The organism is Agriterribacter sp. (genome assembly GCF_035445465.1).
Classification (GTDB): domain Bacteria; phylum Bacteroidota; class Bacteroidia; order Chitinophagales; family Chitinophagaceae; genus Agriterribacter.
Genome location: NZ_DAOMQT010000017.1, coordinates 1 through 13914, shown reverse-complemented (window position 1 = coordinate 13914; position 13914 = coordinate 1). Strand labels below are relative to the sequence as shown.

Genomic DNA, 13914 nt, shown 5'->3' with positions numbered 1-13914 from the left:
TCCAATAATGTATGGCAACTGAAAAATCGCGTAAGGATTTTGATAAGCCCAATGTAGATGAGGAGTATCTGATGAACATTATGAGTGGTGAAGCAACTGCCGGGGGTAATGACAATACCAAACAGGAGCCGGAAGCTAAAGAGACTAAATCCAAAGAAAAATACCGTTCGTCCTCTTCTAAAAAAATAGATTATGATGACATCTTTCTTGTTAACCGGTATCCTTCAGGTCGCAACGGCAAGGTAGTTTATATACGCCCCGAATTTCATGAAAGACTTCTGCGGATTGTTCAACTGGCAAGAGAAGATAAAACCACGCTCTATTCCTATATAGACAATATCCTTGACTATCACTTCAGGGAATTTGGGACAGACATTACAGCATACTTTACTGGCAGGTTTAAACCAATTTTATAACCCGAAAAAAAATAAATTCATGAAAAAGAATGCAAAGCCAACTGTTGCCACAGGCGGCAACCAATCAACAAAGAATGAAAATTATGAAACCCTGTTTCTGCAAAATAATACCCAGGTTGGGCGAGGCGACAGGTCTATCTATATACGCCAGGATTATCATCATCGCCTCATCCGCATTGTGCAGGTAATTGGTGAAGGTAAAATACCCATGTATGCTTACCTGGATAATATTCTCACACATCATTTTAATCTCTTTGAAAAAGCAATCATTGAGGATTATAACAGAAAACAAAAACCTATATTCTAAAATATATCATCATGAAAAAGATACAACAACAAGTGGACAAGACAACAAGCGTTAATGAGTACAGCGACATATTCCTGAAGCCAACCAATCTTATGGCCAGATATGGAAAATCGTCTTATATCTGTCCTGAGTTTCATGAAAACATTTCCCGGATCGTTTTTATAGTGGGAAGAAGAAAGATCACTATTTCTGATTACCTCACTAATGTTTTAAAACAACATTTCGAAGATTACCGTGAGGAAATAAGGGCCATCCACAATGAAATGACAAAACCCTTTCCTTAGTTATGGAAACGCTCATCGTAATATGCCTGGTAATTGTCATCATCCTGCTGGCAAAAGACAAAGTGGTTATTAACAAGCCCACAAATAAGCAAAAGGATTTTCCGGCTGTGAATCCCAGACTACCGGATATTATGGGCCTACCCAAACCGGTTGAAAGACATTCATCGCCAACTAAAGCCATAGGGCGTCAAAAGCTAAATCCGCTAAAAGATGGTGGTAGTTTTAAACCAGAAAGTCTGCAGGAGCAGGACAAAGCTATTCCGCAGGAAGAACTGGATGATGTTTTTAACGATGAACCTGATTGGGAGGACGAGGAACAAGAGTGGAGTGCTAAGGCAGAGCCAAACGGCGAAGACGGGTTTGCCACAGGGGTTACCTTTGAAGAACTAAGCACCGTGGGGATGTTGCTTCAGCAGAAAGTGCTGGAGCCATCCTTGCAAAAACAAGCAGTGGACATCGTTCACAAAATACAGGGAACCGAGCTTTTCAGCCTTTTGGAGAAATCTGTCAATGATGCTTCAAAAAAGATAGCCAGTCTATTGGACAGGAGTTTTAGTGAGCAAACAAATTTCAGTTCTTCCTCTATGCGGAATAAAGGGTTGGATGGATTTGATATTGGGGAGTTTGTCTGAAAGGACAGGCTTCCTTTTTCTGAAATATACTACCCCCTCAAATGAAAATGAAAGGTTTATCTAACAGATCGGATACTTTTGTTGTAGCGGCTGCTTTTCAGTCGTCATCATCTTTGTCGGTAACGTAGTCTTCTATTTCACCTTCAACTGTTTTTACTTTTAAAGGGTCTTCAACTAAAATATCTTCATACTCAGTGATTATGTTAGGTTTAACTTTTATTGTAAGTATCCCTTCGTTTTTGTAATCTTTTGATAGCAATTTCCACTTTATGAATATTTCTGATTCTACAGGCCTTGTCTTAATGTAAATTCTTTCAGATGAAAAAGTATCGTCACCAACAAGGATCGGCTCTCTTGGAATTAATTTTCCGGACAGAGAATCAAACCACAGGTAAGTCGTATGAAAATAGTTTTTTGGAAGTGCTAATATGTTCATGCCGAAGTCATTGCTATCTTTCAATCCTATAACATCACCTTCAAAATTTAAAAGTAATTTGTACTCTTCGATTGGGTCTTTTCCATTGTTGTGAACTTTAATATTGAACCCAAAATAACTTTTGTTGACTTCTTTGGAGAACATCGGCTTTGGTGTTAAAGCCTTTAAAAATACTTGTTGTTTACGTATTGATTCAAAGAGGGAATTGGGTTCAGCTAATACAATTTTCTGTCTAAAATGTGTTATTTGTTTTTTGAATTTGGGCTTGCAAATAATTTCAGTTTCGCTATTCTCAAACGTCACAGCTACGCTTTGGTTTGTTTTATAGTTTTGACTTTTGACATAGTAATCGTGTGTTCGTTTGTTTTCATCAATTAAATCAACTATTGTTTCCCAGCAAAAAAGATGAACTTCAAATAAGTCATTCTTTCTATGTTCAATGTTTTTCTGTCGAACAAAAGCTTGAATTTTCGCATCGTTTAACGCAGTTGTCGCTAAATAAAATTTCGTTAAAGCTGGTGAAAATATTTTTGCTTTTTCAATTTCCATTTCAATTTCTTGCTCCGTAAACTGAGGATGGTCATATTGGTTGTCGTTGTATTCACTTTTACCCTTGCATTGAATACCGTAATAAGAATCGTCATTTGATGGTATTCCAAATACATCAACTCCCGATTGTTCTTGTCCAAGCCTTCCATTTTTTTGAATCTCTGGGCAATTCCAAATTTCGCCCCAAAGAATTTTGCAAAGAGATTCAAAGTCTTGCCAATTAGAAGGTCGCCTTAAAGTTTGGCGAGCTTTCATTTCTGTTATAAAAAGGTTGGAGTTTGTCAATAAGCCGCTAACGTTTGAGTATTTGCAAAGGCAGGGAATTCATTGTTCGTCCAGCCCGGCACAAATGCTCATTTGAAAAACTGATGTTGAAGCCAAGAACTAAAGCTGAATATTGAACGTCAAGCCAGAACCGCTACTGATAGTAGCACATCGCTGATGTTACATTGTCCTGCCCTGCTTTTGCAAATACTTTTATTGCCTGCTGGTATTCTGTCATTCGTTTTCTGTTGGTAAATATTGTTTATATTTTGTTTTAAGATAATTTAAGCCTTCTTCATTGTTTTTCAAATTAAGGTTCAATTTCTCTTTAATGAACTCATGTCTTTGTTTAGCTTCACTAATAATGTCGCCCCAAGAAAGTATAAAAACATCAAAATTCTCGCCTTCCGATACGTGCCCAAATTTCCTATTCTTTTGCTTTAACTGTGGTTCCAACTCCTTGTCAACGTCTTTGGTTACAACCATAAACTTCCATCTCGTTTTCTCTTTTGGAAAACGTTTGTCAGTAGATACTTTTGAAGCATAAGACATTATTTGTCCCATTTCAACCAGTCCTGCATTTAGGCTTGGTCGCTTTAACTCTATGATTAGATTTTCTTTTCCTGCTGTGCCTAAACTGTATTGTTGCCAAAGACAAACATCCGGAATCGTTTCAAGTTCTTGATTATCTTCGGAATTTACAACTTCTTCAAAGTCGGTACGTTTTAAGCATTCTTTTAGATAAGCTTTCAACACATTTTTTAATGTTAGGTCGTCAACTCCATAAGTATACTCATCGCCAAATATCCATGTTTCGTTGATTATAATTTTATGTAAGTGTTTCCTTTCAAGAATATTTTTATTCAAATCTTTGTCGTAGATAATTTGCTCTAATCCGTTTAGAAAATTAAGCCGATTTTTAACCTCCGTCATTGCATCAATGATATTTGAAAGTGAAGTATCTTCTAACAACTCTGCCAAATCTTCACGTTGTTCTTCTGGGAGTTCTATTATTTCTCCAAGTATTTTTCTTAAATTATTGGAATCCTTTTCTAAAGCTTCGCTTATTAATTTTAGAGTAAGCTTTTTGTTTTTATCGTCCTGCTCATTAAACGAAGGTAGATATTCATTAAGCTGTAATGCGACTATATCGAAGACCTGCCTTTTTGATACTTCTATTAGATTTTCTGCAGGTTCTTTATATGGATAAATTCCTTTCTGTTTTAAATCTTTTATAAATTCTTTTGAATATTCATGAAGTCTTTTCCGAACATAATCTCTAGAAAATTCTTTCGCTGCTTTTAAAATGCCTACTATGGCTTCATCTGATTCGTAAAAATCAATAGTATTATCCCTTTGAAGTTTTTCTATATAGACTGATTGGATAAAAACGGAAATAGGTATGCTAGAACGAATTCCTAAGTTAGTTTCTAAAAAGGGAATTCCTTGTGCATTACAGAGATATGTTTTTTTCTTATTGTCAAAATTCCATTCCAAAACTTTGATAACAAACTTATAAGTGAATTCACCAACTTCTGCTTGTATTTCTGTTTGATCTGAATTTTTGATAAGAGAGGCGAATTCCAATTCAGAGTTGTTGAAAAATATTTTAAATTTCGGATAGCTTATCCAATAAGATGCAAACTTTTCTTCAAGTTCTTTCCTGTTTTCTGCTTTAAGTGCAAAGTCGGCATTCTTCAGATTGACATTGGCGATTTCAACGGTAAATCCAGTTGAAACTTCTCCTTTTTTAAGTTGTTTTAGGTCGCTGATTTCAGTTTTTGATAATTGGTTTCTGTCAATAGTGATTGTAAATTGTGAAGCAGTACCGTTAGTTTGATAAATGCTTGTAAATTTTACCAAGTCGCCTAAAGCCAATCCTTTGTATCTTCCTTTTCCTTCTTTCCCATGATACTGTCTGCCGTTCGGGCTTTGGCTTTTGAGTTTTTTTTCAGATCCGCCAAGTCTTGAAAAAACATCTTGTGCTTTCTCATAAGTCAAACCATGTCCATTGTCAATTATTTTTATGTAATCATAGTTTCCTAATTTGGTTGGCAGGTATTCAATTTTTATTTCACTTGCGTCAGCATCAAGAGAATTCCACAAAAGTTCCGCAAGTGCATTTATACCGTTCGCCTTAGTTAAAGATTCAATATGGTCTTTTTCAACACCGATGTCTATTATCTTGCTCATTTGGTTTGTATGTCTTTATGTCCATTCATTTAATAGGGTGTGTCCGATACACTTGCAGGCAACTCTCAAATTTATATTATTGTACACAATTTACGTAAAGCATAAATAATTGAAAACGTTGTTTTTAATGTTATTCATTTTGAATATCATATTGCGTCAATGAAATTTATTGAAAATTATAATGTGTTTCCCCTTACCCAGCGTGCTGAGATGTAATAGATTCGCCGCATCGCCATATTGCAAGACCCTGTCAGCCACCTGCATTCTAATGCTTGTTATCCTAAAAAGCAGGTATTCAAAAGCCAATTCGAGACAAATAATTCCTCTCACTTCCACATCACTATAGCCATTCATTTTCTATGGCAGTTTTGTTCTCACACCCGCATACAGCGGAATTGAGTAATAAAAAATTGTTTCAGATCATGGAAAAACAAAGAAAAAAAGTCCTGTTATCAGGCATGGTTATGCTTACTGCAATGTCCGCATTTGCGCAAGGTAATGGTTCGGCAGGGATCAACGAAGCCACCCAAATGGTCACCTCTTATTTTGATCCGGCAACAAAACTGATTTATGCCATTGGCGCTGTTGTTGGCCTTATCGGTGGGGTAAAAGTGTACAACAAATTCAGCGCAGGTGATCCCGATACCAGCAAGACCGCGGCAAGCTGGTTCGGCGCCTGCATCTTCCTCATTGTGGCCGCTACCATCCTTCGTTCATTCTTCCTCTAATGCCCCATCGTATGAGTAACTACAATATCAATAAGGGCATTGGAAGAACGGTTGAGTTCAAAGGCCTGAAAGCGCAGTACCTGTTCATATTTGCCGGCGGATTACTTGGGGTTTTAATCCTGGTGATGATCCTGTACATGGCAGGGGCAAACTCCTTTGTATGCCTGTTCATTGGAGCCGGTGGCGGTTCGCTCATTGTATGGCAAACCTTCTCACTCAACAAAAAATATGGTGAGCATGGTTTAATGAAACGAGCCGCTAATAAAAAGCATCCGCGCTACATCGTTTGCCGAAAGTCCATCCGTCGCTATCTGAAGTTCACTCCAAAATCCGATCGCCCATGAGAAACATGTCAAAAATCGCCACGCTGGAAAGTAAGTTTCCGCTACTGGCTGTAGAGAACCATTGCATCATTTCAAAGGATGCGGATATTACTGCTTGCTTCCGGGTACACTTACCGGAACTGTTTACAGTAGCCTCTGCAGAATATGATGCCATACATTCGGCGTGGCACAAAGCCATTAAAACACTACCGGATTTTACCATTGTTCATAAACAGGATTGGTTTATCAAAGAAAACTATGAACCGGGTATTGCACAAGACGGGTTGAGTTTTCTGGCAAAATCATATCAGCAGCATTTCAATGAACGCCCCTTCCTTAATCACTACTGCTATCTGTTTGTGACCAAGACGACCAAAGACCGGATGCGGATGCAAAGTAATTTCTCTTCGCTTTGCAAAGGTGCGCTTGTTCCCAGGGAAATGCGGGACAAAGAAGCCATCCATCGTTTTATGGAAGCAGTAGCGCAGTTTGAACGAATTGTAAACGACAGCGGTTTTATCAAACTGCAACGACTAAGCGAAGATGATATTATAGGCGCAGGTGAGCAGCAAGGCTTACTGGAGCAGTACTTCACTTTGTCGCGGGATGCAGGAACACCCATGCAGGATATCGCCCTGGCAGCGGAGGAAGTTCGCATCGGCAACAAAAGGCTTTGCCTGCACACTTTATCAGATACAGATGATCTGCCCGCGGCGGTGTCATCCAACACCAGGTACGAAAAGCTGTCCACCGACCGCAGTGATTGTCTTTTGTCCTTTGCCGCTCCGGTGGGACTGCTCCTAAGCTGTAACCACATTTACAATCAGTACCTGTTCCTTGACAACAGCGAGGAGAACCTGCGCAAGTTTGAGAAATCGGCAAGGAATATGCATTCGCTGGCACGCTACAGCCGTGCCAACCAGATTAACAAGGAATGGATTGAACGCTACCTGAACGAAGCGCATTCCTACGGGCTTTCATCTATCCGTGCGCATTTCAATGTGATGGCGTGGTCAGATAATCCGGTTGAATTAAAGCAACTGAAAAATGATACCGGTAGCGCATTGGCTTTAATGGAATGCAAACCACGCCACAACACCGTAGACGCAGCAACGCTCTATTGGGCAGCCATGCCGGGTAATGCAGGTGACTTCCCGGCTGAAGAGAGTTTTTACACCTTCATAGAACCCGCGCTGTGTTTTTTCACCGAAGAAACCAATTACCAGAGTTCTCCATCGCCGTTCGGTATTAAGATGGCTGACCGGCTCACCGGCAAGCCCATTCACCTGGATATTTCTGATCTGCCGATGAAGCGGGGTATTATCACGAATCGCAATAAGTTCATCTTAGGTCCGTCAGGTTCGGGTAAATCTTTTTTCACCAACCACATGGTGAGGCAGTATTATGAGCAGGGCGCTCATGTGTTGCTGGTAGATACCGGTAACAGCTATCAGGGCTTATGTGAACTCATCAAAGGAAAAACCAAAGCTGCAGATGGGGTTTACTTTACCTACACAGAAGATAACCCTATTGCCTTTAATCCATTCTATACCGATGACGGCGTATTTGACATCGAAAAAAGGGAAAGCATCAAGACATTGATACTAACCCTTTGGAAACGCGATGATGAACCTCCCACGCGTTCGGAAGAAGTGGCGCTGTCCAACGCGGTAGCAGGATATATTGAACATATCAAACAGGCGATTGCCTGCCCGTCCTTCAATGGTTTCTATGAGTATGTACAAACAGATTATAAAAAGGAACTGGAGGAAAAGCATGTAAGGGAAAAGGATTTTGATATTGCCAACTTCCTGAACGTGTTGGAGCCTTACTACAAAGGTGGTGAATACGATTATCTGTTAAACTCAGACAAGCAACTGGATTTACTTAATAAACGATTCATCGTATTTGAAATTGATGCCATAAAAGACCATAAGATTTTGTTCCCGATTGTCACCATCATCATTATGGAGGTGTTTATTAACAAAATGAGAAGGCTTAAAGGCGTCCGTAAACTCATCCTTATTGAAGAAGCCTGGAAAGCCATTGCGAAAGAAGGTATGGCTGAGTATATCAAGTACCTCTTTAAAACAGTTCGCAAGTTTTTCGGTGAAGCCATCGTGGTTACCCAGGAAGTGGATGATATTATCCAGTCACCCATTGTAAAGGAAAGTATCATCAACAACTCCGACTGTAAAATACTGCTTGATCAGCGCAAGTACATGAACAAGTTCGATGATATCCAGGCAATGCTCGGGCTGACTGAAAAAGAAAAATCACAAATCCTTTCCATCAACATGAACAACGACCCGAAACGATTGTACAAAGAAGTATGGATCGGTTTAGGGGGTACGCACTCCGCCGTGTACGCCACAGAAGTTAGTGTTGAGGAATACTTAGCCTATACCACAGAAGAAACCGAGAAGTTGGAGGTTATGCAACTCGCCGGGGAACTGGATGGCAACGTGGAACAGGCTATTAAACGGATAGCTACGCAAAACAGAGAAAAGCAAAACAATTATTAATTATTTCAGGAAATCAAGTCGTATGGAAAAAGAAAAAATCACCCTGCCCATTGGCAATAACAAGGCTTTGATATTTGAAGCCGATCCCGGTAATACGGCGGATCTGGATTTTGCAAAACAATGCAGGGAAGTTGCAGCAACACAGCCCCAAAGCATACAGGAATTTTTTATCCGGCTAAGCAATCTGCAACAGCAACAATCCCCTGAAACCAGCAGAAAGGTAGGCAGGAAAATATAAAGCAGCGCCTGTAACATATAAAAAAAACAAACCATTATTAATCACTTTTAAAAGCAAGAAAAAAATGAAAAAAATACTATTTATAGTGTATGCGGTACTGTTAGTATCAGTATCCGCGAAGGCACAGTTTATTGTAACTGATCCCGGCAATTTAATCTCGGGCATTCTTAACAGTGCCAATGAAATTGTACAAACCTCATCTACTGTTTCCAATGTGATAAAAAGTTTTAAGGAAGTAGAAAAAGTATACAAGCAGGGAAAGGAATATTATGATAAACTCAAAGCGGTAAATAACCTGGTGAAGGATGCCCGTAAGGTACAGCAAACCGTACTGCTGGTAGGTGATGTGGCTGATTTGTATGTAACCAATTTCGGAAAAATGATGAACGATCCCAATTTCACCCCGCAGGAACTCTCAGCCATTGCCAACGGCTATTCCATTTTGCTTAATGAAAGTACAGCGCTGCTAAAAGAACTAAAGCAGATCGTATCTTCTTCCAGCCTTTCACTGAATGACAAAGAACGCATGGATATCATTGACCGGGTACACAAAGAAGTAAAGGACTATTACAACCTGGTGCGTTACTATACCAATAAAAATATATCGGTAAGCTACCTGAGATCAAAAAAGAAAAATGCTGCGCAAAGAGTGCTCAGCCTATACGGAACCGCTGAACAAAAATACTGGTAAGCTATGGAATTTGATAATCTTCATCAGGTACTTCGCTCATTATATGATGAGATGATGCCACTGTCCGCCGATATGGCGGCTGTGGCAAAGGGCCTCGCCGGCCTGGGAGCCTTGTTTTATGTCGCATTAAAAGTATGGCAGGCGCTGAGCCGTGCCGAGCCGATTGATATGTTTGCGCTGCTGCGCCCCTTTGCCCTGGGTATTTGTATTATGTTTTTTCCAACCATTGTGCTTGGAAGCATTAATGCAATTCTTAGCCCGGTGGTAAAAGGCACGCACGGCATACTGGAAAACCAGGTACTTGACCTTAATAAGCTGCAGCAGCAAAAAGACCAGTTGGAAAGAGAAGCCATGCTCCGAAATCCAGAAACAGCCTACCTGGTATCAGACGAAGAGTTCGATAAGATGCTGGATGAACTGGGATGGTCTCCCTCAGATATTGCTACCATGACGGGGATGTATCTGGACAGACAAGCATACAAGTTAGAAAAAGTGATCAAAGATTGGTTCCGCAATCTTTTGGAAATACTCTTTCAGGCGGCTGCATTAGTTATTGATACGATACGAACATTTTTTCTGATTGTACTTTCTATTCTTGGGCCAATCGCCTTTGCCATATCGGTTTGGGACGGCTTTCAGTCTACCCTTACCCAATGGATCACCCGCTATGTGAGTGTGTATCTGTGGCTGCCGGTGGCAGACCTGTTCAGTTCTATGCTGGCTAAGATCCAGTCCCTAATCCTGCAAAAGGATATAGAAAGTCTGTCCGACCCCAATTTCATACCCGATAGCTCGGGTACGGTGTATATCATATTTATGATCATTGGTATCATCGGGTATTTCACTATCCCGACGGTAACAGGATGGATTATACAGGCCGGTGGCGGAGGCAATTTTGCCAGGAATGTCAACCAGACTGCTATGAAAACCGGGAATATTGCCGGAGCAGGCACAGGCTCTGTAGCAGGAAATATCACCGGTCGGCTTTTAAAAATATAAAATCAATTATTATAAAAATGGAATTCAAAACGCTAAGAAATATAGAAAGCAGCTTCAAACAGATCAGGCTTTATGCTATCGTGTTTGCTGCGCTCTGCACCGTTGTTACAGGGTATGCGCTTTGGCAATCCTACCGCTTCGCAGAACTGCAACGCCAGAAAATATACGTGTTAGACAGCGGCAAATCATTGATGCTGGCGCTTTCTCAGGATGCAAGCATCAACCGGCCGGTAGAAGCCCGTGAACACGTTCGCCGGTTCCATGAACTCTTCTTTACGCTGGCGCCGGATAAGAATGCTATAGAAAGCAATTTGCAGCGTGCCTTTTACCTGGCGGACAAATCGGTATTTGATTATTATAAGGACCTCTCTGAAAAGGGCTATTACAATCGCATTATATCAGGTAATGTGCAGCAACGCATAGAAGTGGATAGCATAGTGTGCGACTTTGACCACTATCCCTACTGGGTTAAAACTTATGCAAAGCAGTTTATCATCCGATCCAGCAATATCACCAGGCGTGGTTTGATTACTTCCTGCTACCTGGTGAATTCTGTCCGATCCGACAGTAACCCGCAGGGATTCAATATCGAAAAGTTCAGAGTGCTTGACAACAGGGATGAAGAAGTGATAGAACGGTAAAAAATAATCTGATGGAAAAATTAAGAGTCAGACTGGAGGCCTGGTTAAGCAAGTGGGGTAGCCGTTGGCAAGCATTACCAGTGGGCAAGCAACAAAAATATATACTGCTATTATTTATTTTCTATCTGCTACTTTCTATAGGTGTTATCCTGAAAGTATGGTACGATCTGTTGCAACCTGGTCAACGGATGACTATTGAACATATTGAAAACCCGATCCTGCCGAAGAAAGATTCCGGAACCAGTGTGCAGGATTCTATTTCAAAAATCTTAAAAAATAAAATGTATGAACTTAAATAACAAAAGCGTAAGTGTACTGGTTGAAGAAAACGACCAGCAAAAAAATGGGAATGAGCCGGATAGCACCGTGCGGAACAGAGCGGAAAAGCTGAAAAAGCCTGTCATTTTTGCATTGATGGCAATCGTATTTGCCAGTTGCATGTACCTGATCTTTGAGCCTTCGGATAACAAGAAAAAGATGCAGGATACAGGCTTAAATGGTGCAGTACCGCAGGCTACAGTTGCAGGATTACAGCCGGACAAACAAAAGGCATACGAGCAGGAGCAACTGGAACTGAAAGAACAGGAAAAACGAAGCGCCCTGGCTTCCCTGTCAGACTATTGGAATGAAGACAGTGTAAAGGCCGAAGATGGCTATCTGCCGAATGAAGAAAGAAGCCAAACCATATCGTCGGGTCTGCCTGACCGTAGCAATGGTAACACAGTATTGAATAACTACAGGAATACCCGGGATGCATTGAACTCGTTCTACCAGCAAGATCATTCCCAAGCGCAGGAACTGCGTAAACAAATTGAAGAACTGAAGCAGCAGCTTTCAGATAAGGAAACGACCCAACCCTCCGGTAATATTGATAACCAACTGGCGCTGATGGAAAAATCTTACCAGATGGCGGCCAAATACCTCCCTGCAAATATGGGAACTACCGAACAGCCCAAAACGCCGGTTGTTGTGGCGCCCGCCCCTGCTCGCCAAAAGGAAAGTTTTGTCGCCTTTGCTCCTGCAAGAAAAAACGCCGTATCTGCGCTGTACCGGGAGCCTGCAGACAGTGCTTTCGCGGTAAATCTTGCGCAAACCAGGAACCGTGATTTTTATACCGCCGGTGTCGCCGCCCAGGTGATGCAATCAAAAAATAGTATTCGGGCCACTGTGCAACAGACAAAAATCATTACAGGGGAAAGCACCGTAAAACTGCGCTTGCTGGAAGCGGCCGGAACACCGGGGCAAATCATCCCCGAAGGTTCTGTGCTCACCGCAAATGCCAAATTTCAAAACGGACGTTTGGAGCTAAAAATATCTTCCATTGAAATAGATGGCAACATAATTCCGGTGGATATTTCGGTGTATGATCTCGATGGGCAGCCGGGGCTGTTCGTACCGTATTCGCCTGAAATGAATGCGCTCTCCGAAATAGCCGCCAATATGAGCCAGTCCTCCGGCACCAGCATTATGATGACCCGTTCTGCCCCTCAGCAAATGGGCGGAGACCTGGGCCGTGGCGTGGTGCAGGGAATCTCAGGGTATTTCTCTAAAAAAATAAGAACGCCCAAAGTAACACTGAAAGCAGGACACCAGGTGCTGCTTGTTTCTAAATAATAATTCTTAAAATCAATAAAAGATAGACATGAAAATAATAATTAAATTCATTCTGATATTAACCCTGATAATAGGTTTTTACAATTGGTCAAATGGACAAACTGTCTGCAACACCGCAAAGTTAGACCTCGGAAAGGTAGACCCATACCGGATGGAAGTGACTTATAACAAAACTTCCCATCTTATTTTTCCTGCCGGCATCCGTTACGTGGATCTTGGCAGTGAGTACCTAATAGCCGGTAAGGCAGAGGACGCAGAAAATGTGTTGCGCATAAAAGCTGCTTTGAGGGATTTTAAAGAAGAAACCAATTTTTCAGTTATCACCAATGACGGACGGTTTTACAATTTCAATGTGGTTTATAACGGCAGTCCTGTAACCCTGAATTATGACTTGCTGCAAATGCAAAAATCTACGGACAGGGAGAATGGCAATGATGTATTGTTTGAGGAGTTGGGCAGTAATGCTCCTTCACTGACCGGGCTATTGATGCAAAGCATCTACAAAAAAAATAAAAGGGTCATCAGGCATATCAGGGCTGAAAGCTACGGGATACAGTTTCTTCTCAAAGGCATATATATCCATAACGGGTTGTTTTATTTCCACACCGAACTGCGAAACAACAGCAATGTTCCTTTTAAAATTGATTTTGTAACCTTCAGGGTTATAGATAAAAAATTGGCAAAACGCACTGTGGTACAGGAAAAGACACTTGTGCCCATACGCATTTATAAACCCCTTGATGACATAGCCGGTAATACGGCAGAACAAAATGTATTTCTGTTAGATCAGTTTACTATCGCCGGTGACAAGGCGCTGATGATTGAAATCTTTGAAAAAAATGGCGGCAGGCAACAAGTGTTACGGGTGGAAAATGCTGACCTGGTACATGCAAAACTTATTGAGGACATGCACTTAAAAATTAACTAAGTCAAAATAATATAAATAAAACAATTTGAAGACAGCAGTATGTCCTTATGCAATAAAGTCCACACGTTACAAAAAAATTCACTGCAAACAGGCGGCGTTCTTTTGCTTCTTTTCTTTGGTCGCTGATGTGGAAAGAAAAGAAGCCC

16 protein-coding genes are annotated in these 13914 nt (G+C 41.0%); 14 read left to right on the top strand and 2 right to left on the bottom strand.

The features are described from left to right. The first annotated feature begins 11 nt into the window (after positions 1-11). The 4 genes from PLE34_RS10650 to PLE34_RS10635 are packed head-to-tail and all read left to right on the top strand — an operon-like array spanning position 12 to position 1639. A complete protein-coding gene (locus PLE34_RS10650) occupies positions 12-416 on the top strand; it encodes a DUF3408 domain-containing protein (RefSeq protein ID WP_324556668.1) in 405 nt (134 codons plus the stop codon). Positions 417-435: 19 nt separating this feature from the next. After that, positions 436-723, top strand: a complete 288-nt coding sequence (locus tag PLE34_RS10645) for a DUF3408 domain-containing protein (RefSeq protein ID WP_502875869.1) — start codon at positions 436-438, stop codon at positions 721-723. Between the two features lie 11 nt (positions 724-734). After that, the gene (locus PLE34_RS10640; RefSeq protein ID WP_324556663.1) at positions 735-1007 is read left to right on the top strand and encodes a DUF3408 domain-containing protein; all 273 of its coding nucleotides are present in this window, start codon (positions 735-737) and stop codon (positions 1005-1007) included. Between the two features lie 2 nt (positions 1008-1009). After that, a complete protein-coding gene (locus PLE34_RS10635; protein WP_324556661.1) occupies positions 1010-1639 on the top strand; it encodes a conjugal transfer protein TraD in 630 nt (209 codons plus the stop codon). A gap of 97 nt (positions 1640-1736) precedes the next feature. Here the strand turns inward: PLE34_RS10635 and PLE34_RS10630 are convergent, their stop codons facing one another. Then, complete coding sequence (locus tag PLE34_RS10630) at positions 1737-2879, bottom strand: hypothetical protein (protein ID WP_324556659.1); 1143 nt, start codon at positions 2877-2879, stop codon at positions 1737-1739. 243 nt (positions 2880-3122) lie between these two features. Beyond that, complete coding sequence (locus tag PLE34_RS10625) at positions 3123-5081, bottom strand: ATP-binding protein (RefSeq protein ID WP_324556657.1); 1959 nt, start codon at positions 5079-5081, stop codon at positions 3123-3125. Between the two features lie 422 nt (positions 5082-5503). Here PLE34_RS10625 and PLE34_RS10620 point away from each other — a divergent pair, with 422 nt between their 5' ends. The 10 genes from PLE34_RS10620 (at position 5504) to traN (ending at position 13768) form a co-directional block, all read left to right on the top strand. Then, a complete protein-coding gene (locus PLE34_RS10620) occupies positions 5504-5809 on the top strand; it encodes a DUF4134 domain-containing protein (RefSeq protein WP_324556655.1) in 306 nt (101 codons plus the stop codon). Between the two features lie 11 nt (positions 5810-5820). Further along, positions 5821-6153, top strand: a complete 333-nt coding sequence (locus PLE34_RS10615) for a DUF4133 domain-containing protein (RefSeq protein ID WP_324556653.1) — start codon at positions 5821-5823, stop codon at positions 6151-6153. Next, on the top strand, positions 6150-8657 hold the full coding sequence (locus tag PLE34_RS10610) for a TraG family conjugative transposon ATPase (RefSeq protein WP_324556650.1): 2508 nt from the start codon (positions 6150-6152) through the stop codon (positions 8655-8657). The genes PLE34_RS10615 and PLE34_RS10610 overlap by 4 nt, the downstream gene beginning before the upstream one ends. 22 nt (positions 8658-8679) lie before the next feature. Then, the gene (locus PLE34_RS10605; RefSeq protein WP_324556647.1) at positions 8680-8895 is read left to right on the top strand and encodes a hypothetical protein; all 216 of its coding nucleotides are present in this window, start codon (positions 8680-8682) and stop codon (positions 8893-8895) included. A gap of 64 nt (positions 8896-8959) precedes the next feature. Next, the gene (locus tag PLE34_RS10600; RefSeq protein ID WP_324556645.1) at positions 8960-9586 is read left to right on the top strand and encodes a DUF4141 domain-containing protein; all 627 of its coding nucleotides are present in this window, start codon (positions 8960-8962) and stop codon (positions 9584-9586) included. A gap of 3 nt (positions 9587-9589) precedes the next feature. Next, positions 9590-10585: a conjugative transposon protein TraJ gene (traJ, locus tag PLE34_RS10595; protein WP_324556643.1), complete on the top strand. Its 996-nt coding sequence runs from the start codon at positions 9590-9592 to the stop codon at positions 10583-10585. 17 nt (positions 10586-10602) lie between these two features. Further along, positions 10603-11226 (top strand): conjugative transposon protein TraK, encoded by a 624-nt coding sequence (gene traK, locus PLE34_RS10590; RefSeq protein WP_324556641.1) that lies wholly within the window; start codon positions 10603-10605, stop codon positions 11224-11226. 11 nt (positions 11227-11237) lie between these two features. Further along, a complete protein-coding gene (locus PLE34_RS10585) occupies positions 11238-11525 on the top strand; it encodes a nitrogen regulatory IIA protein (RefSeq protein WP_324556638.1) in 288 nt (95 codons plus the stop codon). Then, positions 11512-12840, top strand: a complete 1329-nt coding sequence (traM, locus tag PLE34_RS10580) for a conjugative transposon protein TraM (RefSeq protein WP_324556635.1) — start codon at positions 11512-11514, stop codon at positions 12838-12840. The genes PLE34_RS10585 and traM overlap by 14 nt, the downstream gene beginning before the upstream one ends. 28 nt (positions 12841-12868) lie before the next feature. After that, positions 12869-13768: a conjugative transposon protein TraN gene (traN, locus tag PLE34_RS10575; RefSeq protein WP_324556632.1), complete on the top strand. Its 900-nt coding sequence runs from the start codon at positions 12869-12871 to the stop codon at positions 13766-13768. Positions 13769-13914: the final 146 nt, after the last annotated feature.

What these genes read in the sequence shown, in the direction of transcription:
- PLE34_RS10650 (WP_324556668.1), top strand. Translation starts at nt 12, where the DNA reads ATGGCAACTGAAAAATCGCGTAAGGATTTTGATAAGCCCAATGTAGAT.
- PLE34_RS10645 (WP_502875869.1), top strand. Translation starts at nt 436, where the DNA reads ATGAAAAAGAATGCAAAGCCAACTGTTGCCACAGGCGGCAACCAATCA.
- PLE34_RS10640 (WP_324556663.1), top strand. Translation starts at nt 735, where the DNA reads ATGAAAAAGATACAACAACAAGTGGACAAGACAACAAGCGTTAATGAG.
- PLE34_RS10635 (WP_324556661.1), top strand. Translation starts at nt 1,010, where the DNA reads ATGGAAACGCTCATCGTAATATGCCTGGTAATTGTCATCATCCTGCTG.
- PLE34_RS10630 (WP_324556659.1), bottom strand. Translation starts at nt 2,879, where the DNA reads ATGAAAGCTCGCCAAACTTTAAGGCGACCTTCTAATTGGCAAGACTTT.
- PLE34_RS10625 (WP_324556657.1), bottom strand. Translation starts at nt 5,081, where the DNA reads ATGAGCAAGATAATAGACATCGGTGTTGAAAAAGACCATATTGAATCT.
- PLE34_RS10620 (WP_324556655.1), top strand. Translation starts at nt 5,504, where the DNA reads ATGGAAAAACAAAGAAAAAAAGTCCTGTTATCAGGCATGGTTATGCTT.
- PLE34_RS10615 (WP_324556653.1), top strand. Translation starts at nt 5,821, where the DNA reads ATGAGTAACTACAATATCAATAAGGGCATTGGAAGAACGGTTGAGTTC.
- PLE34_RS10610 (WP_324556650.1), top strand. Translation starts at nt 6,150, where the DNA reads ATGAGAAACATGTCAAAAATCGCCACGCTGGAAAGTAAGTTTCCGCTA.
- PLE34_RS10605 (WP_324556647.1), top strand. Translation starts at nt 8,680, where the DNA reads ATGGAAAAAGAAAAAATCACCCTGCCCATTGGCAATAACAAGGCTTTG.
- PLE34_RS10600 (WP_324556645.1), top strand. Translation starts at nt 8,960, where the DNA reads ATGAAAAAAATACTATTTATAGTGTATGCGGTACTGTTAGTATCAGTA.
- traJ (WP_324556643.1), top strand. Translation starts at nt 9,590, where the DNA reads ATGGAATTTGATAATCTTCATCAGGTACTTCGCTCATTATATGATGAG.
- traK (WP_324556641.1), top strand. Translation starts at nt 10,603, where the DNA reads ATGGAATTCAAAACGCTAAGAAATATAGAAAGCAGCTTCAAACAGATC.
- PLE34_RS10585 (WP_324556638.1), top strand. Translation starts at nt 11,238, where the DNA reads ATGGAAAAATTAAGAGTCAGACTGGAGGCCTGGTTAAGCAAGTGGGGT.
- traM (WP_324556635.1), top strand. Translation starts at nt 11,512, where the DNA reads ATGAACTTAAATAACAAAAGCGTAAGTGTACTGGTTGAAGAAAACGAC.
- traN (WP_324556632.1), top strand. Translation starts at nt 12,869, where the DNA reads ATGAAAATAATAATTAAATTCATTCTGATATTAACCCTGATAATAGGT.